Source organism: Haladaptatus sp. HS23, assembly GCF_056892285.1.
On record NZ_JBXGLH010000006.1, the window covers coordinates 286,479 to 311,466 of the forward strand.

Annotated in this window: 27 protein-coding genes and 2 pseudogenes; 13 read left to right on the top strand and 16 right to left on the bottom strand. The window is 52.4% G+C overall.

Translation table 11 applies throughout. The features are described from left to right. Positions 1 to 111: 111 nt before the first annotated feature. Positions 112 to 2,427 (bottom strand): nitric-oxide reductase large subunit, encoded by a 2,316-nt coding sequence (locus AC1XDK_RS17850; protein WP_483351312.1) that lies wholly within the window; start codon positions 2,425 to 2,427, stop codon positions 112 to 114. Positions 2,428 to 2,874: 447 nt separating this feature from the next. Here AC1XDK_RS17850 and AC1XDK_RS17855 point away from each other — a divergent pair, with 447 nt between their 5' ends. Together AC1XDK_RS17855 and AC1XDK_RS17860 are read left to right on the top strand one after the other, a co-directional pair. After that, a complete protein-coding gene (locus AC1XDK_RS17855) occupies positions 2,875 to 3,315 on the top strand; it encodes an ester cyclase (protein WP_483351313.1) in 441 nt (146 codons plus the stop codon). A gap of 623 nt (positions 3,316 to 3,938) precedes the next feature. Further along, entirely contained in the window at positions 3,939 to 4,433 is a 495-nt protein-coding gene (locus tag AC1XDK_RS17860) for a halocyanin domain-containing protein (protein WP_483351314.1), read from the top strand. A 4-nt stretch (positions 4,434 to 4,437) separates the two neighbouring features. Here the strand turns inward: AC1XDK_RS17860 and AC1XDK_RS17865 are convergent, their stop codons facing one another. Further along, positions 4,438 to 5,076: a helix-turn-helix domain-containing protein gene (locus AC1XDK_RS17865; RefSeq protein ID WP_483351315.1), complete on the bottom strand. Its 639-nt coding sequence runs from the start codon at positions 5,074 to 5,076 to the stop codon at positions 4,438 to 4,440. Positions 5,077 to 5,214: 138 nt separating this feature from the next. On the opposite strand from AC1XDK_RS17865, the gene AC1XDK_RS17870 reads away from it, so the two are divergent. Beyond that, positions 5,215 to 6,483 carry a hypothetical protein gene (locus tag AC1XDK_RS17870; protein ID WP_483351316.1) on the top strand — a complete coding sequence of 423 codons (1,269 nt, stop codon included), beginning with the start codon at positions 5,215 to 5,217 and terminating at the stop codon, positions 6,481 to 6,483. A gap of 209 nt (positions 6,484 to 6,692) precedes the next feature. Here AC1XDK_RS17870 and AC1XDK_RS17875 read toward each other — a convergent pair whose 3' ends face one another. From AC1XDK_RS17875 to AC1XDK_RS17890, 4 genes and pseudogenes are all read right to left on the bottom strand, one after another. Next, positions 6,693 to 7,277: a cyclodeaminase/cyclohydrolase family protein gene (locus AC1XDK_RS17875; RefSeq protein ID WP_483351317.1), complete on the bottom strand. Its 585-nt coding sequence runs from the start codon at positions 7,275 to 7,277 to the stop codon at positions 6,693 to 6,695. 152 nt (positions 7,278 to 7,429) lie between these two features. Then, positions 7,430 to 8,032: pseudogene (locus AC1XDK_RS17880) on the bottom strand (DUF7998 family protein). Between the two features lie 94 nt (positions 8,033 to 8,126). Further along, positions 8,127 to 8,453 (bottom strand): NifU family protein, encoded by a 327-nt coding sequence (locus AC1XDK_RS17885; RefSeq protein WP_483351318.1) that lies wholly within the window; start codon positions 8,451 to 8,453, stop codon positions 8,127 to 8,129. A gap of 122 nt (positions 8,454 to 8,575) precedes the next feature. Next, positions 8,576 to 8,899, bottom strand: coding sequence for a CGCGG family putative rSAM-modified RiPP protein (locus AC1XDK_RS17890; RefSeq protein WP_483351319.1), 324 nt, complete (start codon positions 8,897 to 8,899; stop codon positions 8,576 to 8,578). A gap of 221 nt (positions 8,900 to 9,120) precedes the next feature. Here AC1XDK_RS17890 and AC1XDK_RS17895 point away from each other — a divergent pair, with 221 nt between their 5' ends. From AC1XDK_RS17895 to AC1XDK_RS17915, 5 genes are all read left to right on the top strand, one after another. Next, positions 9,121 to 10,197 carry a DoxX family protein gene (locus AC1XDK_RS17895; RefSeq protein WP_483351320.1) on the top strand — a complete coding sequence of 359 codons (1,077 nt, stop codon included), beginning with the start codon at positions 9,121 to 9,123 and terminating at the stop codon, positions 10,195 to 10,197. 294 nt (positions 10,198 to 10,491) lie between these two features. Next, on the top strand, positions 10,492 to 11,283 hold the full coding sequence (locus tag AC1XDK_RS17900) for an AAA family ATPase (protein WP_483351321.1): 792 nt from the start codon (positions 10,492 to 10,494) through the stop codon (positions 11,281 to 11,283). A gap of 23 nt (positions 11,284 to 11,306) precedes the next feature. Then, on the top strand, positions 11,307 to 11,639 hold the full coding sequence (locus tag AC1XDK_RS17905) for a CGCGG family putative rSAM-modified RiPP protein (RefSeq protein ID WP_483351322.1): 333 nt from the start codon (positions 11,307 to 11,309) through the stop codon (positions 11,637 to 11,639). Between the two features lie 65 nt (positions 11,640 to 11,704). After that, entirely contained in the window at positions 11,705 to 12,034 is a 330-nt protein-coding gene (locus AC1XDK_RS17910) for a cupin domain-containing protein (protein ID WP_483351323.1), read from the top strand. Continuing rightward, positions 12,031 to 12,900, top strand: coding sequence for a succinate dehydrogenase/fumarate reductase iron-sulfur subunit (locus AC1XDK_RS17915; protein ID WP_483351324.1), 870 nt, complete (start codon positions 12,031 to 12,033; stop codon positions 12,898 to 12,900). The genes AC1XDK_RS17910 and AC1XDK_RS17915 overlap by 4 nt, the downstream gene beginning before the upstream one ends. 79 nt (positions 12,901 to 12,979) lie before the next feature. On the opposite strand, the gene AC1XDK_RS17920 is transcribed toward AC1XDK_RS17915, so the two are convergent. Next, positions 12,980 to 13,171 carry a ferredoxin gene (locus AC1XDK_RS17920; RefSeq protein ID WP_483351325.1) on the bottom strand — a complete coding sequence of 64 codons (192 nt, stop codon included), beginning with the start codon at positions 13,169 to 13,171 and terminating at the stop codon, positions 12,980 to 12,982. A gap of 21 nt (positions 13,172 to 13,192) precedes the next feature. Here AC1XDK_RS17920 and AC1XDK_RS17925 point away from each other — a divergent pair, with 21 nt between their 5' ends. Beyond that, positions 13,193 to 13,795 carry an NAD(P)-binding domain-containing protein gene (locus AC1XDK_RS17925; RefSeq protein ID WP_483351326.1) on the top strand — a complete coding sequence of 201 codons (603 nt, stop codon included), beginning with the start codon at positions 13,193 to 13,195 and terminating at the stop codon, positions 13,793 to 13,795. A 190-nt stretch (positions 13,796 to 13,985) separates the two neighbouring features. Here the strand turns inward: AC1XDK_RS17925 and AC1XDK_RS17930 are convergent, their stop codons facing one another. From AC1XDK_RS17930 to AC1XDK_RS17955, 6 genes are all read right to left on the bottom strand, one after another. Next, positions 13,986 to 15,671, bottom strand: a complete 1,686-nt coding sequence (locus tag AC1XDK_RS17930; protein WP_483351369.1) for a cbb3-type cytochrome c oxidase subunit I — start codon at positions 15,669 to 15,671, stop codon at positions 13,986 to 13,988. A 601-nt stretch (positions 15,672 to 16,272) separates the two neighbouring features. Next, positions 16,273 to 16,419, bottom strand: coding sequence for a CPBP family glutamic-type intramembrane protease (locus AC1XDK_RS17935; RefSeq protein WP_483351327.1), 147 nt, complete (start codon positions 16,417 to 16,419; stop codon positions 16,273 to 16,275). Between the two features lie 121 nt (positions 16,420 to 16,540). Then, positions 16,541 to 17,674 carry a hypothetical protein gene (locus tag AC1XDK_RS17940; RefSeq protein WP_483351328.1) on the bottom strand — a complete coding sequence of 378 codons (1,134 nt, stop codon included), beginning with the start codon at positions 17,672 to 17,674 and terminating at the stop codon, positions 16,541 to 16,543. A gap of 292 nt (positions 17,675 to 17,966) precedes the next feature. Then, complete coding sequence (locus AC1XDK_RS17945; protein ID WP_483351329.1) at positions 17,967 to 18,314, bottom strand: DUF488 domain-containing protein; 348 nt, start codon at positions 18,312 to 18,314, stop codon at positions 17,967 to 17,969. Positions 18,315 to 18,709: 395 nt separating this feature from the next. Beyond that, positions 18,710 to 18,907: an FAD-dependent monooxygenase gene (locus tag AC1XDK_RS17950; protein WP_483351330.1), complete on the bottom strand. Its 198-nt coding sequence runs from the start codon at positions 18,905 to 18,907 to the stop codon at positions 18,710 to 18,712. 597 nt (positions 18,908 to 19,504) lie between these two features. Further along, on the bottom strand, positions 19,505 to 19,867 hold the full coding sequence (locus AC1XDK_RS17955; RefSeq protein ID WP_483351331.1) for a group I truncated hemoglobin: 363 nt from the start codon (positions 19,865 to 19,867) through the stop codon (positions 19,505 to 19,507). A 148-nt stretch (positions 19,868 to 20,015) separates the two neighbouring features. Between AC1XDK_RS17955 and AC1XDK_RS17960 the strand changes: the two genes are divergently transcribed. The 4 genes from AC1XDK_RS17960 (at position 20,016) to AC1XDK_RS17975 (ending at position 21,983) form a co-directional block, all read left to right on the top strand. Beyond that, complete coding sequence (locus AC1XDK_RS17960; RefSeq protein ID WP_483351332.1) at positions 20,016 to 20,252, top strand: DUF2249 domain-containing protein; 237 nt, start codon at positions 20,016 to 20,018, stop codon at positions 20,250 to 20,252. 153 nt (positions 20,253 to 20,405) lie between these two features. Beyond that, on the top strand, positions 20,406 to 20,651 hold the full coding sequence (locus AC1XDK_RS17965) for a ferredoxin (protein WP_483351333.1): 246 nt from the start codon (positions 20,406 to 20,408) through the stop codon (positions 20,649 to 20,651). Between the two features lie 188 nt (positions 20,652 to 20,839). Continuing rightward, the gene (locus AC1XDK_RS17970; RefSeq protein WP_483351334.1) at positions 20,840 to 21,562 is read left to right on the top strand and encodes a hypothetical protein; all 723 of its coding nucleotides are present in this window, start codon (positions 20,840 to 20,842) and stop codon (positions 21,560 to 21,562) included. 112 nt (positions 21,563 to 21,674) lie between these two features. Continuing rightward, on the top strand, positions 21,675 to 21,983 hold the full coding sequence (locus tag AC1XDK_RS17975; protein ID WP_483351335.1) for a DUF5789 family protein: 309 nt from the start codon (positions 21,675 to 21,677) through the stop codon (positions 21,981 to 21,983). A gap of 92 nt (positions 21,984 to 22,075) precedes the next feature. Here the strand turns inward: AC1XDK_RS17975 and AC1XDK_RS17980 are convergent. The 3 genes and pseudogenes from AC1XDK_RS17980 to AC1XDK_RS17990 form a co-directional block, all read right to left on the bottom strand. Further along, positions 22,076 to 22,312 (bottom strand): annotated as a pseudogene (locus tag AC1XDK_RS17980) (succinate dehydrogenase); the annotation flags it as partial. A 303-nt stretch (positions 22,313 to 22,615) separates the two neighbouring features. Further along, positions 22,616 to 23,065 (bottom strand): universal stress protein, encoded by a 450-nt coding sequence (locus AC1XDK_RS17985; protein WP_483351336.1) that lies wholly within the window; start codon positions 23,063 to 23,065, stop codon positions 22,616 to 22,618. Between the two features lie 347 nt (positions 23,066 to 23,412). After that, positions 23,413 to 24,639 (bottom strand): MFS transporter, encoded by a 1,227-nt coding sequence (locus AC1XDK_RS17990; RefSeq protein WP_483351337.1) that lies wholly within the window; start codon positions 24,637 to 24,639, stop codon positions 23,413 to 23,415. Between the last annotated feature and the right edge of the window lie 349 nt (positions 24,640 to 24,988).

Consider the following 24,988-nt stretch of genomic DNA (forward strand, 5'->3'; position numbering starts at 1 on the left):
GATGACTGTACTAACTGGTATGGGCTGCTAGTTAGTTTTGTAAATTTATGTGACTAGCATAGTTCCTAATGTCCAAAATCAAAAGATTCCAACAAGTAAGGGAGAGGATGATCAGTCGTCGTCGAGTTCTTGTCCGATGTCATCTTCTCCGCGAAGGATGCGTCGCGAGATGACCGTTCCACCGGACGTGGCTGCTGTCTCGTCGCGGCGAACGAAGCGCTTTCTCACGACGTCGTAGCTGAACACTGCCGCACCGAGGATAATCAGAATATCACCCGGGAGTCGCGCCCAGAACAAGGTCTGGACGAGACCTCGGTTGTAGAACGCGAGCGAACGCCCGGCATCATACCCCTGTGTAAAAACGGTCTCCAGTTGGAGAAATCCAACCGGAATATCGCCCACAAACACCATCCACGCAAGACCTACGTTCAGCAACCAGAATGCACGTTTCAGGTTCTTCGAGTCCCACGCACCGGGTTTTGTGGTGAACCGCAGGAGATACGTCGCCATCCCGAGCGCAAGAAAACCGAATGCACCGAACATTGAGGCGTGAGCGTGGCCCACCGTTAGGAACGTCCCGTGTTCGTAGTAGTTGATGATCGGGAGGTTGATGAAAAACCCGAGTGCGCCTGCACCAACGAAGTTCCACACCCCAGAGGCAATGATAAACATGAACGGAAGTCTGTACGGGAATGCCTCCCCAGCCGTCATGTATGCTCGGTACTGGTTGATTGCTTCGAAGAGGATGAACACTAGCGGGATGAATTCCAGTGTCGAGAAGAGACTTCCGATAGGCACCCAGTATTCAGGGAGTCCAATCCACCAGTAGTGGTGCGAGACGCCGATAACGCCTGACCCCATCACGAGTAGCGCTTCGAGAATGACGGCCTTCTCCGCACTCCGTCGCGATAGGAGGTTCATGGCGACGAGGGCAACACCGGTGACGGCGACGACAAAGAACTCGAACGCTCCCTCGACCCACATATGAACGACCCACCAGCGCCAGAATTCCGTCACGACGATGCTCGTCTTCGGTGTGTACAGCATACTCGCTGTGAATAGCAGGCCGATGGAGCCGCCGGCGTAGATAATCATGTGTGCGAGTCCGTAGCGACCCTCTCGGTCGAGAAGTGGTTTGAACCCACGGGCGACGAGGGCAGTCCAGAGTGCGAACCCCACGAGCAGCCCAATCTGCCAGAAACGGCCGACCTCGAGGTATTCGAGGCCCTCGTTCCCGATCAGCCACCAGAACGAACCATCAATGTATCCCTGTGCACCGAGCCAGATACCAATCAATCCACCCACAACCACGACAAACAGCGCGCCGAGCAAGACGTGGATGAGCGACTTCTGGTTGTCCGGTTCGTAGCCGGTGAGAAGCGGCGGGAGGAACAGACCGATACCAAGCCAGAGGGTTGCTATCCAGAGCACCGCGAGATCGATGTGCCAGGCCTTTGTGATGGCGAACGGCAGCGTCGCCATCGCATCGATGCCGAGCGCTTTTGCGATGCCGTAGAATCCTTCGCGTTCGATATAGTAGTGTGCCATCAGGCCACCCAGCAGTGTCTGGACGAGAAATAAGATAGCCGCGACCGGGACGAACCGGACGGCTGCGAACTGGCTCGGTGAGAGTGTGACCTCCTCAGGGTCGGGGACGTCAATCCCCTCGGTCCCCGGTTCGGAGAGTTCGATGGATTTGTAGAGCCAGATTCCGGCCCCACCACCGGCAATGAGTATCACCATCGCGAAAACGCTCCAGAGCATCGCAGAGACCGGAGCACTGTTCCCGGCACCCGGGGTGAACGGCCATTCGTTGGTGTAAGAATTGTCGCTCCCGGGTCGGTCGGTCGCAGAGAATAGCGACGTCCAAAGAGCGAAATCCGCGAATCGTCTCGCATCGTCCGCCGAGGAGACGAACTTCGCCGGGATACCGTGTTCGGGCGCACCTCTATAGTAGCGCTCGACGTACGCATTGCGGACTTGCTGGTAGGCGTATGCCTCGGTGGCACTGAGTTCGATTGTGTCGTCGATGACGTTGTCTTCGAGTTGGTGTTCGACAACCGCGTTCACGCTCGCCTGCTCGGCCTCATCGAGATCAGCGTAGGGCGTCTCGTAGCGCTCACGGGCGACATACTGACGCATATTCGTCACAACCCGATCGAGTGCGTCGGCGGTATAGTCGTCTCCAAAGTACGCGCCGTTGCCCAGTATCGATCCCTGATTCATGAGACCATTCTGTTGGAAGACGGCTTTCCCGCTCACGATTTGGTCATTCGTGGTGAGCGTCTTACCGTCTGGACCGACAATTTTGTCCGGACGCTCAGGTGACTGCTCGTAGGTGAGATACGCACCCGCTCCCATAACAATCAGGTTAAAGACGAAAGCCACTACGAGTACCTTTGCCAGCGTTTGTCTACTTACGTTCATTTATCGAAAAATACAGAGCCGGTTTCAAATAGATTCCCCCGAACATGATCATTCAATTGCTTCCCTTTCGACTGCATGCAATATGATATAAGAGTCTCTATGAAAATTTCGAACTTAGGCACCCAGCATGTGAATGAAGCTGTGTGCGGTTGGTAGAGACGGCACTGCTAGATTCCCCGTTTGTTCGAGTGCTGAGATCGGCGGTTGATTCCCCAATACTTGATGGCACCAGTGATGCTTGGAATAAGCTGTGTCGGTAGTCAGTCAGCGCTCTACGCTGGTCTGACTGCCGTTCCATATTTCATGAGCGCTCTTGTGAAGAAAATTGTTGGTAGAGAGCAGTGAGATATCAGATACAAAGCGTCGGAGGTTGTAGCAAACAATTCACACAAAGGATGGGTTCTCAATGGTCGAAAGAACTATACTGCTTTAGGTTGGCCTAAACTCATGAGTGGAAACGAATCCGAGTTGGAAAAGAACAAGCGAATCGCTCGACGACTCCCGGAAGAAATCGCGAGCAAAGGTGTAATCGAGCTCGTGGATGAGTTGTTTGTCGATGACATCGACGCACAGGTTAAGCCATTCGGAGAAGCACATGATAAAGACACCTTTCGTGAGATGCCACAACAAATGCGTGGGGCATTCCCCGATCTCGAGGCAACCGTTGAAGATATCGTTGCCGAGGATAATCGCGTCGCGATGCGTCTGACATTATCTGGAACCCACAAGGGGCAATTTATGAATCTCGAACCGACAGGTGAGCGATTCGATATCGAACACTCGGTATTCCTTAGGATCGAAGATGGAAATATTGTTGAACATCGGGGGCAGATCGACACTTTCGGCCTCTTTCGTCAGCTCGGTGTTCTCGACGAACCGTCTGTATAACGGTGAAGAATCACGGTTAGTTTGGAAAGTCTGGAAGTAATCTACTTCAGCTTACGAGCTAAGTTAGTACTAATAGTTGGTTTGAAACTCTCTGTATAAGCCACTGCTCGATTAGGACCAACCCAACAGAGAGCATCACATAGATTTTACTTTGTGGTAGCTGGCTCAACAATCAGTTCGCTCCCCCTGTCAGTATCAACCGTTTGGACACCCGATTGATGACCGATCACTCCGTTTTGTGCTATTTACTACTCATGTATCGACCGAACAATTGTATCGCGCGACTGGGCTGTGAAATCCCCGTTGAGTCATCGAATGGATTGGTCGTATCGAACACGATCGTTCCATTGAAATCCTGCGAGCCAGCAAGATACCACATGTCTACTGCAGCGACACCGAAGACAGCAAGTACTATAATATAACGTTGTGGTGCGACCTTCGCAAATGATCCAACGGCGTTTATCTCTTTAATTTCACTTAATCAATTTTGGAGGTCATCGGAATCCCGTGTGTCGAGTAAAATATCCCTGCCATGCTGTGCGAATTCCTGACCAGATAGAAAGTACGAACATGTTAGTGACATCCTTTCTACGGATTGAGTGAGTAGAGATCAGTAGAGTCAGATGCGATCGGATGCAAAACTCACACGTCGAACCGTACTCCGAGCGACCGCAATCGGTGGAAGTCTCCTCCTCGCGGGGTGTCTCGGAAACAGTGGTGACAGCACCCCTATCGAAAGCGATTCGGAGAACAACCAGTCAGACGACGTAGCCCAGGAGTCATCAGCATTCGGGGATTGGTTCGAGGATGTACCAAACTACGATAGTGTCGTGGATATCACCGACAAGAATACCGTCACTGTAACGGTCGGGGCAGACGACGGGTATACCTTCGCCCCGCCTGCCATCAGGGTATCACCTGGGACAACTGTCGTTTGGAAGTGGTCGGGGAATGGCGCCTCACACAATGTCGTCGAATCGAACGGTGCATTCAAGAGCGATCTGTCCGGGGAGAACGGACACACGTTTGAACAGACGTTCGATGAGGAAGGAACGTACCGATACTACTGTGAACCGCACAGAGCGATGGGGATGAAAGGCGGCGTCCTCGTCGAATAGTGAGTCACTGTACTGCGGTCGCTACAAACCAATCGACGACCCTTCCCTCGGCCCGATGGAGGATGTCGCTTGCCGTAGCTTTCGAGATGTCCAGCGATTCCGCGACATCCGTTAACGTCGCTCGCCGTGGCGTCTCGTAGTACCCCTGTTCGACGGCTGCAAGAAACACTTGTTGCTGGCGGTCGGTCAGGATGGCTTCGGCGTCGCTGTCGCCGATGCTTCGAACGTAGTCGATATCGAACTGGATACCCGACGTTTCCAACTGTTCACTAAGTGCGGAGAGTCGGGCCGAAGAGGTCGTCAGTTCCCATCTCGCGGTTCCATTGACGACCTCAAATGGCGTCTGCAACGGGATCCCGATCTCCCAGACCGGGTCTAACAACACGGGATTTGTCGTCTCGACCTGTAACAGTGCTTCGTCTTCATCCTTCCAAAGCAGTTCGAGCGAGGTGATATCCTCGTGGTGTTCCGTGTCGGTAAGTATCGGCACGAGATTCCGCGTCGTCAATTCGAAAAGCGCAACGCTCCGTTCGACTCCCGAGAGGACAGTGATGACTCTGAATACACAATTCGGATGCTCTTTCGAGACGTGGGCGATCCACGTCTCATCTGGGATGGTGATGGTGAATTGAGCTCGTGGCACTCGTTTTCCTCCGTCAATAGACTGCAGGAGACACATGTGCAAAGAGGCGGTTCCTAACATGTTCGCATACCGCTGATCCGTTCGCAAGAACCGTTTCAGTCATCTGTGATAAAAGGAGCACGAGAGGTTATCGAAAACATGCAATTACGAACCAATCCGTTCTTCGGGATGGCAGGACTATACCTGACGGTCGGATTACTGGCCGTAGTAGGGAAACTTGCTGTCGAGGCAGGATTCGTAGAACCGCTTTCACAGCTTCGGTGGGTGATGATCCACTTAGTCACCATCGGTGCGATGACGCAGGCGTTGTTCGGCGCACTTCCCCACCTCGTTGGTAGCGTCGACGGTTCGACGACTGGTCTTTCGGTTCGATCCCGTTGGACACAGTGGATCTCTCTGAATACGGGGTATTCACTCATCTTGTTCGGGATGACGACCGGTTCGAATCTCGTGGCAGTCACAGGTGCGACCATCGTGTTGTTCGCGCTGGCGCTTCTGTTGGTCACGATGTACCGAGTCAGTGCTGATTCACATGGCTCACTGCTGAGTCGATACTATCGTGTCGCACCGTGGTTTCTCGTCGTCGGGATCCTCGCTGCGTTCGGGATGTTGCTCAACGTTCACGGTCCCGGTGGTTACTTCGGTTCGATTGAAGCGCACGTTCACGCGAACGTCTGGGGGTTCCTCGCCCTCGTCGTCGCTGCGACACTCTTACATCTCGTCCCCGCACTGGCGGGTACTGAACTCCGTTATCCTCGTCTAAAGCGCGTTACGTTCTGGGGCGTGACAATCGGTACGGTCGGTCTCGTTTCGGGACCGTGGTTGGCGATGCACGTGTTGACCTTCACGGGACTTGCCATCTACGTGATCGGAACGATTGCACTGCTGGCGAATATCGTCGGAACTATGCGCGCGAGTGGCTGTACGAAGGAGGCCCGAGTCGGTCACATCCTCGGAGCATACGTGTGGCTCGTCTTCCCGATTCCGTGGGCACCCTTCGTGCTTTTGTTCCCGAACGTTATTCCAGGTGCTCCTATCGAAATGGCAGCTATTAACGGGTTAGTCTTTGGGTGGATGCTCCAGTTGGCGATCGCGTTTCTGCCGATCGTAGTTGATGCATTCCAGGACACGGAAGGAGTCGTCGATATGATGGGTGCGATCAGGCCGAGTTCCTACGCTCCATCGTGGATGGGTGTTGGCAGCATCAATCTCGGGATGCTTGCCATCTGGGCGACGGCGTTTCCGGTGTTCTCGAACGTTGCGGAGATGCTCAGCGTCGCTGGCTTCGCGCTCATCGCCCTTCCGTGGGCCGTGTTCGTCGTGCGCTTGTGGCAGACGTTCATTGCTGATAGTCCACATGACCGGCGTGAAGAACCAACCGATGCGTCGATATCGCTCAGTGACTGAGTATCACGATTTTGTCTACTGGAAGAAGGAATCCTGTTTTCATTGCAGAGTAAGTCATCGATAATTGTGGCCAGTGGGAAATCTCTCCCCATGCACTTGAATCGAGTACAGCAGTCGTCGTGTTCGCCCCGAGAGAGGACAGTTCCTATTGATCACGTTCACAGCGAGGAGTCGGACTTGCTTGTTCCCGGTCGGGAGTGTTGGCGACCTCACTCAATATTTGAAATCACCTGCTCGAATTCGATTTCGGCTGATCGCTCGATATCAGCTGCTCGAATCTCCATCTTTTCGGTAAACGCTGAATCCGAGAAGTGGTCTAAATTGGTCCGGACAGTGAATACAGACGCTTGGAGCGCTGAATACGCAAGAAATGAACCAGTCCCACCGTCGGGAACGGCACTCCTGTTGCCTTTTTCAGTCACAACAGTCGCATGTTCAAGAACGGGCAAACACGCCTCAGCGATCGTGAGTGGCACGCCGGTGGCTTTCTTTATTGCGACGGTCTGATCTGATTCGTCACGATATGCCGAAAGTAGCTCATCGACTACTTCTGCGTCTTTGTCGGCGAGTTCCAGAAGGAACCCCCGCTGTATCCCAAGCTCTTTCTGTATCTTCTCCATTTCCACTTCCACGTCTGCATACCCGTCTTTGCCGATAGTATGCAGACACACCATTTCGCAGAGTGCCGTTCCGATAGCGCCGACGAGAGCCGCGGCTGTGCCTCCAGCAGGGGTCACCCTCTGCGATGCGACGTTATCGAGAAAATTGTTGATTGGTTGATCGCCGTAGCTCATACGAATGAATACTAAAGCCGATCCGACATGGCTGTTTTCCTGCACCAACATCGTATCGTAACTCGTTCCGGACAATTCTAGACGTCTATCATCTCGAGGGATTGAACCGGTCGGCTTCATCGATATTCGACTCATATGACCAGGGTAACATCTCAGAAGGGAGTATCCGGGCCACCGCGGCTCGGACGCTCGTTCTGCCTGGCGCGTTCCAGGGGAGTTGACCCGACGTCTCCGTCGGGAACATGTGTAATGGACCCGGTCGAGAGATATTTGTCCTCTAACTCTTCGAGTTGGTCGTTTATCGCATTGCTCTGGTGATGCATCCAAGCAGCTCGAACATAGATGAAATCGTAGTCGTGACGGTCCGATAAGTCGTTCCACGCGCGGAAGGAGCCAATCGTGAGCGTATTTGTCTATGGACAGGATGGAGTTTTCGGCGTGAATGCCGCTCGGAGAACGGATGGGTCATCCCGTTCCTCCGCATACCGATAGTCGGCGTTCTTGTGGCGGGTATCGAGATTCAATCGCGCCAGATTATAGTTGAGCATCATATCGTAAACTTTTGGCTCCTCGAACAGCTCGCAGGTGATTTCCTGGAAAGCTACATGGTCCTCACCCGTAAGGACGTGGTGGCCTTCGAGGAATTCTCCGGGGGCGGGAATATGTTCCGGAACGAATTCGTCGTATTCGTCTAAGAGCCCACCGTCATTACTGGTACCACAAAGGGGGAAGAGAAGTCGGTCATGTACGACCATACGTACTTGCCCTTCCTATCGATGATCCCGGACATGTCCACAGGTCAGGTCGAAAACGTGGATCAAGGCTCCACCGGTGATCAAGGAGCGGTGATCACACCGTGGCTATATGAACTTCGGTGATGCCTGCGATGTCCATCGGAAGCCGACTTTGAATCGCCTGCGTTGTCATCGGCGAAATACCGCACCTGCTACAGGCACCCGACAGCTGTATCCACACTTCACCCGACTTAGGATCGAGAGCTTGTATCACTGCGTTCCTCTCATGCATCGCGATTTGAGGGAAATTCCGTCGCAAGAACGACGACACTTCCTCTACTAACGGTTCAGAATCTTCTGTGATCTCATTCGAGGTGGTCGAAGTATCGGCCTCCATAGCTACCACTTGAACGACAGAAAGGGAACTAGTTCGCCCGAACATCTTCTACTCTGTATCCCCATTCAGTACAATAGAGAACCGACATTTGAATTCAATCTACGCAGTAGTGCGGAATCTCCGCCCCACAAAGTGCAACGGAGAGGGGATGAGCGGGGAGGAATGGTTCACTTGACGTGGACGCGAGTAACGTGGCCCCCGCAACCGCATTGCTGGATGTATTCCCATTCCACATCATTGGCGTCGGTCATCTCACCGAGAGCGCGAAAGAGGTACTCGGAGGGATGACCATGGTCACCATGCGTAACGAGATTGACGTGATGTCCCGATTCAGTGTGTTCGATCGCGTCGATGGCTTGTGAAATGACGAGATCGATATCGGCAGCGTGCTGCGGTTTCTCGAGATTCACCGACCACGAATTATCGTGCATGCGGTCGGTGATAGGTTCGGCTTCGCTGTGTCCGTGATCGTGGTCGTGGGAGGCATTCATCTTCGTCTAGAGGAAGGGTATGAGTAGTGAAAGTAACGAGCCCGAACATCTTCGGCTAGGAGATGCACGGTGGGTACATCAGAAGCTAACCAGAAGAATCCAGGTCCAGCAGTTTCTTCAATATAGTGGATCTGCGATTCCAGTTCGTTCCTCCGTTGGCGTGGTATCTATCGGAAGCCTTCTCCGAGACGATTATACACCCGGCGTCTCTACTAGAAGAGGTGATACGACGAATAGCCAGCGGAGCAATCTCGGTGGGAGTGGCAGCGGTGCTCCTGAGCGGGATTGCCACCGCCCACGTCGATTACGTGGTCGACGCAGACCCAGAGACGATCGGCGAGGCAATCCAGTTCGTCATTGCGACGATGTTGGACCCGCTGAATGCCGTCCTCTTAGCTGCAGGTGCAGTGGGGCTCGTGGGACTGCTCGTCGGCTGGCTCGTCGTCAGGCCGTTCCCCCGTGACATCGCGGAGTTCCGGGCAACGATGAAAGAGTACACCGACCTCGTTCCGTGGCTCTTGCGTATCAGTATCGGCTTCCCGCTGGTTGGCGCAGGCTTCACGGGCTACTATTTCAGTCCAGCCGTACCCATCGAGGCACGGTTGCTCCAGATCGGTATTGGCTTCCTGTTGCTGTTTGGCTTTGCAACGCGTGCAGTCGCCGCGATCGGATTGGTTGCCTACGTCATCGGCCTTGCGGTTGACCCGCACATCCTGCTTGCCAATGAGTTCGTGGGCGGATTCTTGGCCATTATCCTACTCGGCGCCGGACGGCCGTCAGCTGATGACGTTCTCCAGCGCGTCGCTGCAGCCGACAGCACAGTGTACGGACGGATTGACCCTGTCCATCGGATCGCCGTCTGGTTCCAAAACCTCGTCGTCGATTATAAGATGTACCTGCCAACGCTGCTCCGTGTGAGTCTCGGGTTGAATTTCGTCTATCTCGGATTTGTCCAGAAACTCATGTCTCCGCAGTCAGCCCTCGCGGTTGTCGACAAATATAACCTAACGGTGGTGGTACCAGCCCCACCGGAGCTGTGGGTAGTTGGTGCGGGAGTCACCGAAATCGCGGTCGGCATCGTTTTGCTGCTCGGGCTATTCACTCGCGGGTTCTCACTGGTTGCGTTCCTGCTGTTTACGACGACGCTGTTCGGCCTGCCGGACGATCCGGTCCTTGCGCACCTTTCATTGTACGGGCTGGTGTCAGTTCTGCTCATCACTGGGAGCGGGCCACTGGCGCTTGATAACTGGCTCCAACAGACAGAGACGGCCTCATGGCGCCCCAGCATGGCCGACTAGAGCCTATCGCGCATCAACGGTCGCACGAAGACGTTCATATCATACATCTCCGAACCCCAATCAAAACGTTCTGGTCTCCATCGTGTTCATCACGGTGTTCAGTTGCGTCAGTCGACGGGATCGAACACCTCCGGACTCTCTGGCCCTTCGGCAGTGACGACTGCGAGCGCCCCCTTGTCTCTGTCGAATTGTTCTATGAGTGTCAATTAATATAGAGCCGAATTCTGGAATCTTAGATTCTCGGAGGTACTGACACACTCCTGAATAACTGTGTTTTGTCATAATTTGAGAGATGTGCCTAAAACACGAATCAATTTCGTTACGAATGAATCAGAGGAGGACATCAATACAGAGATAGAAGACGAAAGTCATGATGAACCACGGGACCAGTGCGAGACTTACTTCGCCTGTAAGCCATCTGGTGATCGTGAGCCAACCGGCAGCAAGCCCGATGAGCAGCATAGCACCTTGCAGAGCGATACCAAGCAGAAATTCAACGAGGCCGAGCAATTCGACCGGTGTGTGATTTTCGTCGACGAGATTGACGCACTCCTTGCTGGCCGTGGGAGCGACCTCCACCGAGAGCACGCCCAAGTCGTCAACGAGTTTCTGGCGCACTTAGACGATGAAGACCCGAGTTTTCTGCTTATTGCAGCAACGAACCGTGCGGATCTCTTGGATGAAGCTGCGACTCGTCGTGGTCGCTTTGATCAGCAGTACGAGGTGGGCCTTCCTGACAAGGAGGCACGCGAGCAAATTTTCAAAGTACAATTGCAAACGCTTCCGACTGAGCTCGATCAAGAGGAGTATGAGGAGCTCGCCAAGCTATCCACCGAGCTCAGTAGTGCGGATATTGTTGGGATTGTTGACGACGCTTCAATGCAGCTGCTGAGCGGGATGCACAAGCGATCTCGTATGATGATCTTGCCACGTCATTTCCTGATTGTATTACGACCGAATAGAAAAACGAGTTACAAAAGGTTCTGTAGTATCGTAATCAGCACACGTCTGTTGAAGATGAGTATCCACTACAAGAATTTTCCAATACATTATCTAGCAAGAGATTCATCACCCAACTTCTTTTGACAGCAGCGAGCCTACAGACAAGTATGGTAACTCACTCCCACGATCACGACCACGGTCACGGCCACGGCGAAACGGAACCCGTCACTGACCACATACACGATAACTCGTGGTCGGCGAATCTTGAGAAGCCACAGTACGCAGACGATCGCTCCTTGCTTGAACGTCACGCGATTGAAGCAATCGAACACACAACCAATGGCCACCACGTCAATCTCGTCACCCACGAAGCGCATGGCCATCCGAAGACGTATCTCTATGACGCTCTCAGTGACCGATTCGGGGAGGGGGACATCCGCTGGGAGTATGTCAAACAGTGTGGATGTGGTGGACACGTTGTCCGCGCTCACATCAAATAACACCAACAACCGCACCCAACGACGACAGCAGGCTGCAAATCCGTCCGACCACCGATTCAAATACAATGGTATACGTCAAATCGCTGCAAGAACTTGAAGGGGAACCGCATGCAAACGCGTTTCCCAGTGAGGAACCGAAAACGATCCGATTGACACTCTCCGAAGGAGAGCACGTTGAACCGCATGCCCATCCTGATCGGGAAATCGTGCTCTACCTCATTTCTGGCAACCTCGAACTTCAACTTGATGGAGAACCGTATCAGGTAAATCAAGGAGATGTGGTTCACTTCGATGGGGCGCAGGACATTTCTCCAGTTGCGAAGACAGACAGTATCGCGTTGCTCGTTCTCGCTGGGAAACAAGAGAGTTCAGACACCTCACAAGAGAACCTATGAGCTCCCAACAGCCAGCATCTCCGACGAAGCCAGAATCCGATGAAGAGACACCACAACAGCGACGGCTTGAGCGGAAACGAGAGCGGGCGATGGCTGCTCAGTCACAGGCCGAATCAGAGCGGGCTACTGACTCTAAAACTGAAACAATCCAGCTCAAAGTGTTTCGGTATGACCCTGATGTCGAAGACAAACAGGATCCCCGATTTGACGACTTTACTGTTCCCTACGAACGGGGTATGACCGTCCTCGACGCACTCATCTATGCGCGAGATCAGTACGACTCGTCGCTCACGTTCCGCCATTCGTGTCGAATGGCCGTCTGTGGTAGTGACGGCTTCTTCATAAACGGACAGCAGCGACTGGGCTGTCAGACACAGATTTCGGATCTCGACGAACCAATCCGCGTCGAACCGCTCCCCCACCAATCGGTGATCAAGGATTTAGTCGTTGACATGGATCACTTCTATGAGCGGATGGAGGCTGTTGAACCCTACTTTCAGCCCGACGACCTTCCGGCTGGTGAACTAGAAGGGCAGCTGCAGTCGCCCGAGAACCGTGAGCAGATCAAGATGGCCACCCGGTGCATCCAGTGTGGCTGTTGTACGTCGTCGTGTAATCCAGCACAAACCGATAACGAGTACATTGGGCCCGCAGCTATCGTCAAAGGATATCGGTTCTATATGGACGAACGGGAAGGAGATGATGCTCAAAAACGCCGACTGGAACTCCTTGATAAAGAACACGGCGTCTGGCAGTGTCACACGCAGTTCTCATGTACGACCGTCTGTCCGAAAGACATCCCGATCACGGAAGAGATTCAGGAGATGAAACGCGAGGCCATCAAGCGAAACCTTAAATTCTGGTAATCAGACTGGTGGGACTACGACTCCTCTTTTCCATTCGACTCGTAGCCTTTAGTCGCCGTGATTACATTGAGTGACCAAGTTACGGTACCAGTTGTTCGCCCGCATCATCATAGATTGTGATCGTGTCTACAGGGCAGACACGAGCCGCCATTTCCGCATCGAATTCCTCACCTTCGGGGATATCTCGCACGTGGAGGTCACCCTCGACTTCGTCGCTCCCGACGAGTATTGCTTTGCCTGCATCGCGGTCCTCGATGAACTTCTCCCACACTTAGACGAAGGCGATGTCGTGATGGATAGTGGAAATTCGTTCTGGCGAGACTCGATGCGACGAGAGCAACGGGTTTGGGAGGATGGAATATACTTCCTTGACGCAGGAACGAGTGGTGGCCCACCGGGTGCTAGAACCGGTGGGTGTTTCATGGTTGGTGGTCGCAAGGAGGGGTTTGACACCGTTGAACCGATCCTCGATAAGCTGTCCGTGGATAAGGGATTGGTGTACACAGGGCGACCGGGAACTGGCCACTTTGTGAAGCTCGTCCACAACGATGTTGATTTTGGAATGCTCCAATCTATTGTAGAAGAGATTGAGTTGATTGAAGCAAGCAGCTTCGATCTAGATATGACTGCCATCGTTACAAACTGGTCGCATGGCTCTGTCATTCGGAGCTGGCTCGTGGAACTGATGGCGAAAGGATTGCGCCACGAAGAGCAGTTCGAAGACGCACCTGACTTCGAGGATGTTCCCATCTATGCCGAGGACGCCGGCGAGGTAAACTGGCTGGTTGAGGAGGCGATCAAGGGGAAACTTCTGTTCGGGTCATCTCGCAAGCAGTCATGGAACTGTTCAAATCACGCGGAAATCAGCAACATGTCTACCAAGCAATTGCGATGATGCTCCATGGTTTCGGTTATCATCCTTTCGGTGAGTCTACAACCATTGCAGAGGAGCGAGAGAAGGGCATGGTGGAAGACGAATCACGGCTCCAGATCGAACGAACTGATTTTGAAGAAAGTCCACTCTAAACAAACTCCACGTTTTGCCCGCGTTCAGTAGGTTTCGCAGTCGAGTACCGAGGACGCCATCAGTCGTTATCCCTATTCGATTCGTCATCACCACCGTCTGCAAGAGCCGTCTCACGGCGCTGTTCGAACCACACCCACTCCAGTGAACGCAGCCCGTCGGCTTCAAGCCCCCACGGATCGCCGCTTTCGATCGTCGGGCCTTCAAGCCACGATTGGGCGATGTTCCAGACGAAAATGAGTTGCCCCAATCCGATAATGAATGCGCCGAGAGTCGCAACCTGATGCCAGGTGGTGAATTGCGGGAGATAGGTGGCGTAACGCCGAGGCATCCCCCCATATCCGAGAAAAATCATGGCGAAGAACGTCACATTGGTGCCAATCATCGTGAGCCAGAAGTGCCAGTGTGCGAGCGACTTCTGGTACATTTTCCCGGTGTAAATCGGAAACCAATAATAAAACGCCGCAAACAGGGCACCAGCGATAGCCATCACGAGAAAGTGGAAGTGGCCAACGACGTAATAGGTGTCATGTAACACGAGGTCCACAGGAATCGCAGCGAGGAACACGCCCGTCACGCCACCGATGATGAAGTTCTGCACGAAGCCAAGACAGAACAGCATGGGTGCGGTGAGGCGCAGTCGCCCATTCCACATAGTCGTGATCCAGTTAAACGTCTTCACGGCGCTCGGCACCGCGATAGCGAGCGACACAGCCATAAAGCTGAGCCGAAGTCGCGGGTCGATGCCAGTGGCGAACATGTGGTGGGCCCAGACGCCATAGCTCAGCACGCCAATAGCGAGCGTTGAGTAGACGACGAACTTGTAGCCGAACAGTTTGCGCCCAGCGAAGCGAGGGAGGATGAGGCTGACAAGCCCCATCGCCGGGAGGACGAGGATGTACACCTCGGGATGACCGAAGAACCAAAACAAATGTTGCCACAGGATTGGACTTCCACCTCCCTTGGGGAAAAAGAAAGTCGTTCCAAAGTTACGGTCGAGCAGCAGCATAATAATGGCACTACCGAGCATGGGGAATGCAAACAAGACAAGTCCACTTGTTGTGAGCATCGTCCACGAAAAGAGGTCAAGGTTTTCCCAGCCGATCTCACGCTCGGTAAAGATGGTGACGATGAAATTAATCCCTCCCATTGTGGTGCTGATGCCCGAGAGATGCAATCCGAGGAGCATCAGGTCGACCGATGCCTCTGGTTGTTCTACTGAAAGTGGTGTATACATTGTCCAACTCGTCTGAGAGGGGGCAAGTTGAGGGAGCAAGAATCCGGAGATGATGAGGAGAGCGGATGGTGGAAGGAGCCAGAAGGCGATGGCGTTAATGCGCGGGAGGGCCATATCGTCTGCTCCGATGAGCAGCGGGACGAAGTAGTTCCCGAACGCGAACGACATCGGTGTCACGAACAAAAAGAGCATTACCAGTCCGTGAGTAGTGAGGAGCCCGTTGTAGAACTGTGCCTGTATCAAGTTGCTGTCTGGCGTTAGCAATTCGGTGCGCATAATGAGAACGCTGGTCCCAGCCCAAGCAAACGCAAGAAGTGCGAAGAGTCCGTAGAGCATTCCGATGTCCTTATGATCGACTGTCGTTAGCCATCGAGTGATTCCTGCTGGTTTTTCGGCATACTCTGTACGCTGGTCTTCATCTCGGCCTATACCCCCACCCGTGGGTGTGTACGATCGCCAGTCTTCAACCTGTATGACGAAGTAGAGGACGATCAGGAGGAACCCACCCATCAGGATGGTGAGCGCCATCTGTGCGGTAAGCGCTACCATTATACATGATACTTGTGGGAAGAGCTAAGAACCTTCGGCCGACTGTCATTTATTCCGAATGGACTGTTTCGTCAATAAGGGTACGACACCAGATCCATAGTACCGAGGAAGAGTGTTCGATGTTATAGATGGGAATATCAGGACGTATTTTCTTAGGATCGCGTATACCAAACCCACACTTACACGGAGCATACATCTCGCACAAGAACATGTTCCTCGAGAAAAAGAGCCGATCCTTCTAGATGAGAGGCAGTAGTACGTGTTCTCTATCGTTGTAAGGCTTCCTATCATCGACGAACTCGTCGTAGCTGAACATCTTCGTGTGGTGCTCAATGCGATCTTCGATCCTGTACTTGAGAACCACGTGAAAACGTTCAGTTGAAACAATCGACGTTAGAATAGTCGTACAACCGCTGGACGCAGGTTGAACAACCGATCGGTGCTACTAAGGACTGCAGTTTCAAGATGCCGCACATCCAAGGCTGCGTACACGTGAAAACAAATGTGTTTCTGGCCTCTTGCCTGCGACTGAGAATTGCTATCGCCAATTACGAACGCAGTATCAATCCGAGAAAGACATCAATCCAAGGAGTTCACGTGAGGCAAAAAGAGATGTTTCGGCCATATCCCATGCAGTATGCAACCCAATCGGGAGCGCAATCGAATCCGTCAGTGCATAGCTGAGTCCAAAGAGAAGCCCGAATACCACGGCAAGTGTGACGATGGATTCTGTGACACCATCGAAAGTAGATCGGGAAACCCGTCACACATATCGACACTACGATTGTACTTCGGTTACTGCTGGTGAAGTCGCCATTCATTCTTCATTCTTAACGTGCATGAAACACGGCGACGATCAGGTATGCATATGTTATCGCACCGATGAACGTCAGTAACTCACCAACCTGGACGAGTGATTGTAGCTGGCCAATGAGGCCAATTAATTGGAGCAGAAGGCCTCCAGCGATACTCCCAATGGAAACAAGTGCAGTTCGGTTGGATGCCCCGCGAAGCGTCCCCACTGCCGGTGGATAAAATTGGTAGGCAATACCGATGATGGTAAGCCCCAGGAAGCCGAGCACATTTAGCCGCATGTGTGCAATCACGAGCGACGTAGTCGGATGGTCGAACGCAAACGATACGCCGAGGCCCACTCCGAGTACACCGCTTCCTGCGCCAGCAAGAACACCGTAGAATCCGACACGTCGGCGGTCCGAACGCACAAAGAGAATGCAGTAGGCGAGAGCGTAGCCGACTACTGCGATGGCTTCGATAACTGCTCCGAATTGGAACCACCGACCACCACCAAGTTGGTCCGCGAGTAACACTGGACCGAGAGCACCAGCTGGGAGGACGACAATGACGAGTACTCTAGGTGGCGACGCGACCAGAAATCGGGGAAGCAGTCGAAATCCGAGCGCAAAGATCAGCATTGCAGCTGTTCCCGCGGCAAGTAGGTGTGCTACTCGCGGGAAATATCCGTCAAAGAGCACTGGAAGACCGACATAGATCGCGACAGTGGCGTACGATCCGGCAGCCAAGTACAGAAGTGCGATTGGGACAAACCCGTTTGCAAGGCGATCAACCGGCTCTCGATCTACATTTGTTTGACCAGTCGCAGTTTGACGTCCAGTCAGATTATCCCGGATTGTCCACCAAAGCGCGGCGAGGAACACGGCGACTCCAAGACCCCACAGAACTGCCCCAACAGTGCCGATCCAATCAGGGCCGATCCCAAGTGACGCTCCAGTGAGACAGCTTACCCCGATCGCAGTGAAGGGAAACTGCACTTTCGGTGCGGAACGAGGAGTTAGTTGCCGGTCGAAATATGACGGGACCAGAGAGTATGCTTTTCCAAAAATCATGTGCAGGACAAATCCAAAAATACTCAATAGAACCTCTGTTTGTCGTGAAACACCAACGACCGTAGCACCCTGCCAGAGGGTGAAGAACAGGGCACTCACAATGACGTATCGACGAGCCCATCGGGAAATCGTTGTGGCCATCATCACCACACTACCTTAGCTATCTTTTCGATAGGAGACGGAAGACAATCAGTGCCCCTATTGACGAAGATCTTCTTCCCCCAGCTATATCGCGTTTGACTGACCGTATCTGGGATACGCTCCCAATCTTCATGACCGTGCCTAACAATAATACTGATATTTTATATGTATATGGCGGTCTGTATATATTGGTAAGCGTGTATCTGTGAATGTTAGCAGATTGAAGGGCTTCTCCTGCACTTATTCATACTCAACTAGCTTCAAGAACGTCTTTGAGGACAATCGCATTATTATGCTCTTCGTCTATCGCGGCGTACAGCAGCGTTACCGTCTCGTCAGTGGCTAAGTCGCGCAATTCATGGATGGCGTCTTCATGGTGCGCTAATTCATTTCGATATCGTTCAGCGAATTCGTCCCATCGTTCGGGGTCATGGTCGAACCAATGACGTAACTCATCAGAAGGGGCGATCTCTTTGATCCAGCGATCCAAACTTGCGTCTTCTTTTGAGACGCCACGTGGCCAAAGACGATCGACCAGTACACGCGTTCCGTCCTCCAGTTGAGCCGTTTCGTAAATTCGTTTTATCTGGACTGACATCTTAACACGTTACTACTAGATGTGATTCATTGTATAGGATTCGCCGTACTGTAAATGACGGCTACGAGTCATCAACGACGAGTAAGTCATCCTTCATGAGGTTCCACTGCTGATCGTATTCCATGATATAGACAACCTCCGTGGTGAGTCGCTCGCCATTCGGTCCTGTCGTCGCTGTGACGCCCGAAATAGTCCTGTCGTCACAGAGGAACCCATCCACTGTGGTGGAGTTGAGAAACGAGAAGGCATCATATTCCTGGGCACGTGTAACGACGCGTCGGAGCAGCGGTGGTTACTTCATCAGGATAACCTGCTCATCATCAAATTCAAACAAGGGATACGACCGACTATAGGCGACAAGCGTCCCCCGAGAAATCGTCTCGTGGGGAAGTGATTCATGTCGTCACGGAGATCCATTTCCGCGAGGAGACTTGGATCAGTGGTCGGAACCCGTACCCTCTGAACTCTCGATCGAGTGTCTGCTGTTGTTCGACCAGTGTCGTCTTTACACCACTGCGTGCGAGCAAGTAGGAGAGGATGCAGTCAGCTGGACCACCACCGACAACAACGACATCAGTCCAATAGTTAGTCACTAGATCCCCTCGTCACGGTCACGGCCGCTCGTTTGATGCTGGTACTTACGCCGCTCACAAGTACCTGTACTGGATTATCCATATAAAGCTGAACGAAAAAGTGGTGATTCTAATTACCGATTCTCACACTCGGATTCTGAATGTAGTATTCGGACTGTTAATGAGTTGGTATGGAGTTTGACCTTCTGAGAGTGTGTGGAATTCTGGTTGTGATCATTATTGTCGGAGTTGACCTTGGTCACATGCCAAAAATAGCTAAGTGAATTTGTCGGTAGGTAAGAAGGCATAGCTAGCGGTGTTACTCTATCCAATTTGTCAAGAGACATTACTCAGGAGGCATGCTGAGCACAAAGGATTAAGCCAATAACGAGTTCAAATCATCAAACGGTTACAGGAGAGCGTTCTTTCAGCATGGATGCCGTCATGACGCCGGTGGAGCATGATTGGGTTCTCATTGGGATCACCGCTCGTTGAGATGGCACGGACGCCCGTATCGACCGCTTCCATTGGACGGATCTCCCTTTCTCGGGGGTCGTCGACGGTTCTCTCAATATCACTATCTCGCTATCCTTGTGGATTCAATAAAGCTATTCGATGTTACTGTCGGCCAAGTATCGGGTCTTCGAGTACGACTACCTCAGCCATGATCGCATTAATGTGCTCGTCATCAACCCCATTTTTGACTAATGCCCGCTCAAGATATTCTGCAACCGCATCAAAATCAGACTGGTTAATATCCATGTGGGCATGCGCTTCTCGCATATCTGCTCCTGTGTATTGAACAGGGCCTCCTGAAACTGAGCTAATGAATTGTACCTGATGAGTATAAAGAGACTGCATATCATATTCTTCAAAATATTCAATTAGCTGCTCATCACTGAGTACCATTTCATAAAAATCCTCAACGACTGCTTCAACTGCCTCACGCCCCCCAATTTCGGTATGGGTTGAAACGGACATAAATAGTAATTTCAAGTGTAAATACATGAATGGCGATGTATTTTCTCAAGAACTGGGAACCAATTCCTAATCACTTGAGCTGAGTAACATTCGTGAACACGAGCGTCATCGCAGAATACCTATCTATCACTATCACGAATGGGAGACTATGGGGACGGACACAGAGGACAATAGAATCCACGAACTAGATTGTCGAGAAATTGCTGGGAACCCCTTTGAAGAGATACTGGAAGCTCTCGACGCTCTTCCCAATGATGAAACGCTTGTACTAATCGCCGATCACGAACCGAAACCCTTCTACTCCGTACTCGAGGAACATGGCTATACGTATGAAACGTCTCACGCGTCAGACGAGGAGTGGCGTGTAACGGTTACCGAAGAGTGAACATATATGGGAAAACATCTCAAACACAAACAGAGATGTCGTGATATATGACAGACAGGACGCTTAATGTTCAAAATATTCACCCAGCAGAGCACTCTCCGAAATCACTACTGAAATGTATCGGCTACTATCTGACACAAGAGGTGAGTAAACATGTATGTTGAATTTGATCGAGACACTTGCACCGGAATATTCAACTGTGTCCACGAATGGGAGAAATTTATCGAAGATCGTGACGCAGGCAAAGCTATACTCGTTGGAAGTGACGAGAAGGAGCCTGGATTATACGTTCGAAGTGTTTCAGATGGAGAAGAATTTGATGCCGAGATGGCTGGCCGCGTATGCCCCGTTGATGCGATCACGGTCTACGATGATGAGGGTAACCAATTAGTTCCCTGATTGGGCAACATCATCTCATTGTTTCAACGACCGCGATCTCTCTCGATCGACCCAATAAGAATCTTCGATATGAAAAAATGAAGACAGAGCGTTCTCCAAATCCGTACGTTGCATGACTACAAAACCGCAATACAACTAAACAGAGTAATGAACCTATAGTTCGAGTTCGCTGGTAGGGAGAAGACAGAATGAAATGGGAGCTCAGGCAGGTTGAATGGGATGCCGTAGCGGGAATTCTCGCCGCGCTTCTCGCACTAATTCTCCATTTCCTGCATATTGTAGATGAAGGCGTACTGTTGATGATCACGCTTGTTTTAATGGCGCTCCTCTTTCTCCGTGATCTTCGGTTAGAATCGGATACGGAACAGATCACCGAATCAGTGACGCACACCGAACGTACCGTCGACGAAATTCGTTCTGCGATGAATCCATCTGATCTTGAACTGATCGGCCCTGGTGCGCTCAGACAACGAAGCAAACGCTACTGTCAGAACGTCCGAGGCGATATGGTCTGGTTCAACGTCTGTTTACTCATGTTCGTACCGCAGGATCTTTTCGATTCACTGCTTCGGCCGGCAATTGAAAACCCGAACGTCACGTCAGTACAATTCATCCTCGACGAGAGTGAGAAGGAACGCTGGCGAACAGAGGTCAAACCCAAAGTAGAAAAATGTAAGGACATTCAGACCGTACGTGAACCAATCTGGCGTGAGTTAGATGAGAACGTCTCGTTTATCCTTGGTGAAAAAGAAAATGAGCGGACAGATGCCCTATTGAGTTTCTGGGGCGAACCGTTCATGGCACGAACGACGAGGGACGTTCCTCGATATATTATTTACGTCACGGACGAATCTGAGTTGATCCCACAGTTGCAGGATATTGAACGCGAACACAGATTTCGACGATCCTGAGCGGTATGTTTTTCACCATGTTTCTCCACTAATAGATAAGGCGATACAGTTCCATCGCATACCATATCGAAGAACCAGCGATTGAACAGACGCTCACGACCGCCAGGATACAATGAAACCATCGCAATTACCCACCTACCTCGAAAGTGAGTTTGAGTATCCAGTAGACCACGAAACGGTACTCAATCAGATTGGGGATGCAACGGTTGATGCTCCCGATGACACCGACTCCGAGACGATCAATGAAGTACTTGCCTACGACAATGACGAGATATACGAGACTGCCGAGGATCTCTTGGATTCGATTTTTGGAAATTTAGATGATAACTACATCGGTCGCAAGTACTACGACGATCGCGGCGCGAATATCGAAGAAGTAGATGGAGAGTATCCTCACGACGACCGCGACGTGTCGTTCTAAAGATGAGAAGTAGATAGCTGACTCGAAGAATAGTGTCCGTTGGGAATTCCGACCAGATATCTATCGTAATTCCCAAGATTATCCGTACTAGATTACCAAAAATTGACGTCGCGTTTTACTGCTTCTCGTTTCATCTCTTGGATTTCTTCGGTGATCGGGATATCCTTCGGACATACCTCAATACAGGAAAACTGGGGGTGGCACTGCCAGACGCCATGTTCTTCCGTGAGGAGATCGAGCCGGTGGTCTTGTGCTTGCTCACCTTCCCGTTCATCGAAGTAAAATCGATATCCTTTGACGATTGCTGCAGGTCCAATGTACTGGTCATCAGTTTGGAATCCATCCATTAATCCGACTCAGCAACGGCAGTCACAGTTGGGCTCATTCGCGAACGAATTAGCGCCATACCGATTGAATTGCGACGAACGTCCCATAGCCTGAGAACGAGTCGGATATCCGGATGATGCATCGAGTTAGTGGTAATCGTCTACACGAAAACCAATTAAAGGGTAGTGTGGCCTGATAAATAGATACGACTGCTCAAAGACAATGTTCTCGAAAAATTCGCCTTGTATTGGTGGAGAGCGGGTATTAATTCAATATATTTGAGAAGTAATTACTCGACGAGGAACTTATTTTTTCACTTCTGTCTTTATCACAACTGTCGGTCGAGTCGTCAGTCGAAGCACACGGTCAGTGACGCTTCCCAGGAGAGCACGGTATTCTGCAGGCCGGTGTTTCGTCCCGAGCACGACCATATCGATATCTTCTCGATCACCATAATCGAGGATAGTTTCAACCGGGTGGCCGTGCTCGATTGCTTTGATAATCTCGACTTCGGCATCCTTTGCAGTCGACCCGATATGCGCAACCGTTTCTTCACCAAGTTCTTCTAATCCGTGTTCCGGTCCTTCTGCTTCATCCACGTACTCATCTCCGCTGTACGCTGTATAGATGCTCTCGTCGACGACAAAGAGCACGTGCAGGGTGGCGGAGTGTTCCTTTGCAAGATCAATTGCGTGGGATTCAGCGTTCTGAGATGAAACGGTACCATCGGTGGCGAGTAGAATTCGATCGTACATTCAACTGAGACTTCATCCCATTACACAATAAGATTACTCCGCGATTCGCACATGTTTCGGCGATTTTTGACGTACTAATTTCCGGAGTAGGGAATTGTTCAAAGTAGCTAGTTCACGCAGACAGCAAATGCTTAGTGTAGCTTCAAGCTTAGACTGTCGAGTTTAACCTCTCTGGACATCTATCTACAGAAATAAGTAGGAAGCAACACCTTGTCAAACTAACTGACGAGAAGCGCAGGACGCTGGAGTGGTTCATTTCGACCGGTGAGCGCAAAGCTGAGGAGATTGCATGGACACAGATTCTTCTCAAGGTTGACGAGGGGGTTACAGAATAGCGCCCGAATCCTCTAGGCCGGTACGCCCCGGGCGATGAGGTAGCCGCCGATGCCGACCGCGAGAGCCGCGAAGATCGCCAACACAGCGAAGAGCGTGGCAGTGTTGGCGTACGTCAGCACGGCACCGGCAACCGCCGCACCGAGCGCCCCCACCCCGAATGTCCCGAGGTACGTGTAGCCGAACGAGAGCCCGTGGATGTCCGACGGAGCGTACTTTGCGATGATCGCCTGGTTGATGGGCGCCTCCATGTAAACGAAGAAGCCGAGCAGGGCACAGACGACGAGCAACGGGACAAGACCGGCGTTCACGGCAGGGACGAACGCGAGCGAGATGAGGACAAGGACGGCGAAGGTGCCCACGAGTGCGTACTCGGTGGTGATGCGGTCGCTCAGCTTCCCACCAGCATACTGACCCACGCCCCCGAGCATCAATAGTCCAGCATAGACATACTGGCTCTGTTGGAAGGATTCTCCAGCGAACGCGACGGGCTCGAACAGCGGCACGCCCGCGAGGATGTCCGGCAGGAAGGTAAACACACCCCGATAGTACATCCCATAGAGCATCGCGATGGTGAAGACGAAGGCGAACCCCCCCGCGAACAGGAGCTTCGACTGGGCCAACAACTCGGTTAGACCCGCTGCTCCCCCGTCGCTAACGGTGACTTCGTCACTTGTGCCGACCCCGGCGGTCTCGTCGAATTCGATGCGCCAGGAGATCGCGGCCGCAAGGAGAGCGGGGACGACGAGGAGCAGCGCGACCACCCGCCAGTGGAAGAACACGAGAAGGATGGCGCCGAGGAAGGGACCAACGGCGACACCGAGGTTTCCGGCCAGTCCGTGGTACGCGAAGGCCGTGCCGCGCTCTTTCGCCCCGCGGCTGATGAGCGAAAGCCCGGCGGGGTGGTAAACGCTCGCGGATAGCCCCCAGAGCAGCAGGCCAAGTGCGAGGACGATGACGTTCGACGCGACACTTAGGAGAACGAATCCACCACCCATGCCGAGCATCGCGACAATGATGAGCTGCTTTGAGTCGTAGCGATCAGAGAGGATTCCGCTGGGGAGCGCACCGACACCGATCAGGGCGAACCCAACACCGACGATCAACCCCAGCGTGGCGGCCGTGACCGAGAAGACGTTGAGCCAGAGCGCGACGAAGATCGGGATAACGAGCTCGTAGGTGTGGAACATCGCATGGCCAATCATCGTAAACACGGTGAGCGCTCTGTCGTTAGAGTCCATGGTATTAGTTGACGATTAACAGCAACGAATAACTTTTTGATGTAGGGGTGCTGTTCAGATAAGCAGTTGCCGAGGGATCAGCCGCTACGGAGGGTTGAAAGGGCTGACATCTCGACGACGGACGACGCCTAGTACCGCAGGAGCGAACGGAGTGAGCAGGGCGAGACGGAGGAGCCGTCTCGCATGCCGTGCGGGCAACTCGCGACTCGTTCGCAAGACTACGAAGATCACAACGAGTCGCCCGCGACGAGACGATGGAGGCTTTCGAGGGGGTCACGGTAGGCTATTCGTCCAGTCGCTGCTTATCTGAACAACATCCAAAGTAGATCCCTCAACCATTTCCCAGAGC

Bases quoted from the DNA above. Each gene is read 5' to 3' on its own strand.
- AC1XDK_RS17850 (WP_483351312.1), bottom strand. From the start codon at position 2,427: ATGAACGTAAGTAGACAAACGCTGGCAAAGGTACTCGTAGTGGCTTTC.
- AC1XDK_RS17855 (WP_483351313.1), top strand. From the start codon at position 2,875: ATGAGTGGAAACGAATCCGAGTTGGAAAAGAACAAGCGAATCGCTCGA.
- AC1XDK_RS17860 (WP_483351314.1), top strand. From the start codon at position 3,939: ATGCGATCGGATGCAAAACTCACACGTCGAACCGTACTCCGAGCGACC.
- AC1XDK_RS17870 (WP_483351316.1), top strand. From the start codon at position 5,215: ATGCAATTACGAACCAATCCGTTCTTCGGGATGGCAGGACTATACCTG.
- AC1XDK_RS17875 (WP_483351317.1), bottom strand. From the start codon at position 7,277: ATGAGCTACGGCGATCAACCAATCAACAATTTTCTCGATAACGTCGCA.
- AC1XDK_RS17885 (WP_483351318.1), bottom strand. From the start codon at position 8,453: ATGTTCGGGCGAACTAGTTCCCTTTCTGTCGTTCAAGTGGTAGCTATG.
- AC1XDK_RS17890 (WP_483351319.1), bottom strand. From the start codon at position 8,899: ATGAATGCCTCCCACGACCACGATCACGGACACAGCGAAGCCGAACCT.
- AC1XDK_RS17905 (WP_483351322.1), top strand. From the start codon at position 11,307: ATGGTAACTCACTCCCACGATCACGACCACGGTCACGGCCACGGCGAA.
- AC1XDK_RS17910 (WP_483351323.1), top strand. From the start codon at position 11,705: ATGGTATACGTCAAATCGCTGCAAGAACTTGAAGGGGAACCGCATGCA.
- AC1XDK_RS17915 (WP_483351324.1), top strand. From the start codon at position 12,031: ATGAGCTCCCAACAGCCAGCATCTCCGACGAAGCCAGAATCCGATGAA.
- AC1XDK_RS17925 (WP_483351326.1), top strand. From the start codon at position 13,193: ATGGATAGTGGAAATTCGTTCTGGCGAGACTCGATGCGACGAGAGCAA.
- AC1XDK_RS17930 (WP_483351369.1), bottom strand. From the start codon at position 15,671: ATGGGTGGGTTCCTCCTGATCGTCCTCTACTTCGTCATACAGGTTGAA.
- AC1XDK_RS17945 (WP_483351329.1), bottom strand. From the start codon at position 18,314: ATGTCAGTCCAGATAAAACGAATTTACGAAACGGCTCAACTGGAGGAC.
- AC1XDK_RS17955 (WP_483351331.1), bottom strand. From the start codon at position 19,867: ATGTCCGTTTCAACCCATACCGAAATTGGGGGGCGTGAGGCAGTTGAA.
- AC1XDK_RS17960 (WP_483351332.1), top strand. From the start codon at position 20,016: ATGGGGACGGACACAGAGGACAATAGAATCCACGAACTAGATTGTCGA.
- AC1XDK_RS17965 (WP_483351333.1), top strand. From the start codon at position 20,406: ATGTATGTTGAATTTGATCGAGACACTTGCACCGGAATATTCAACTGT.
- AC1XDK_RS17970 (WP_483351334.1), top strand. From the start codon at position 20,840: ATGAAATGGGAGCTCAGGCAGGTTGAATGGGATGCCGTAGCGGGAATT.
- AC1XDK_RS17975 (WP_483351335.1), top strand. From the start codon at position 21,675: ATGAAACCATCGCAATTACCCACCTACCTCGAAAGTGAGTTTGAGTAT.
- AC1XDK_RS17985 (WP_483351336.1), bottom strand. From the start codon at position 23,065: ATGTACGATCGAATTCTACTCGCCACCGATGGTACCGTTTCATCTCAG.
- AC1XDK_RS17990 (WP_483351337.1), bottom strand. From the start codon at position 24,639: ATGGACTCTAACGACAGAGCGCTCACCGTGTTTACGATGATTGGCCAT.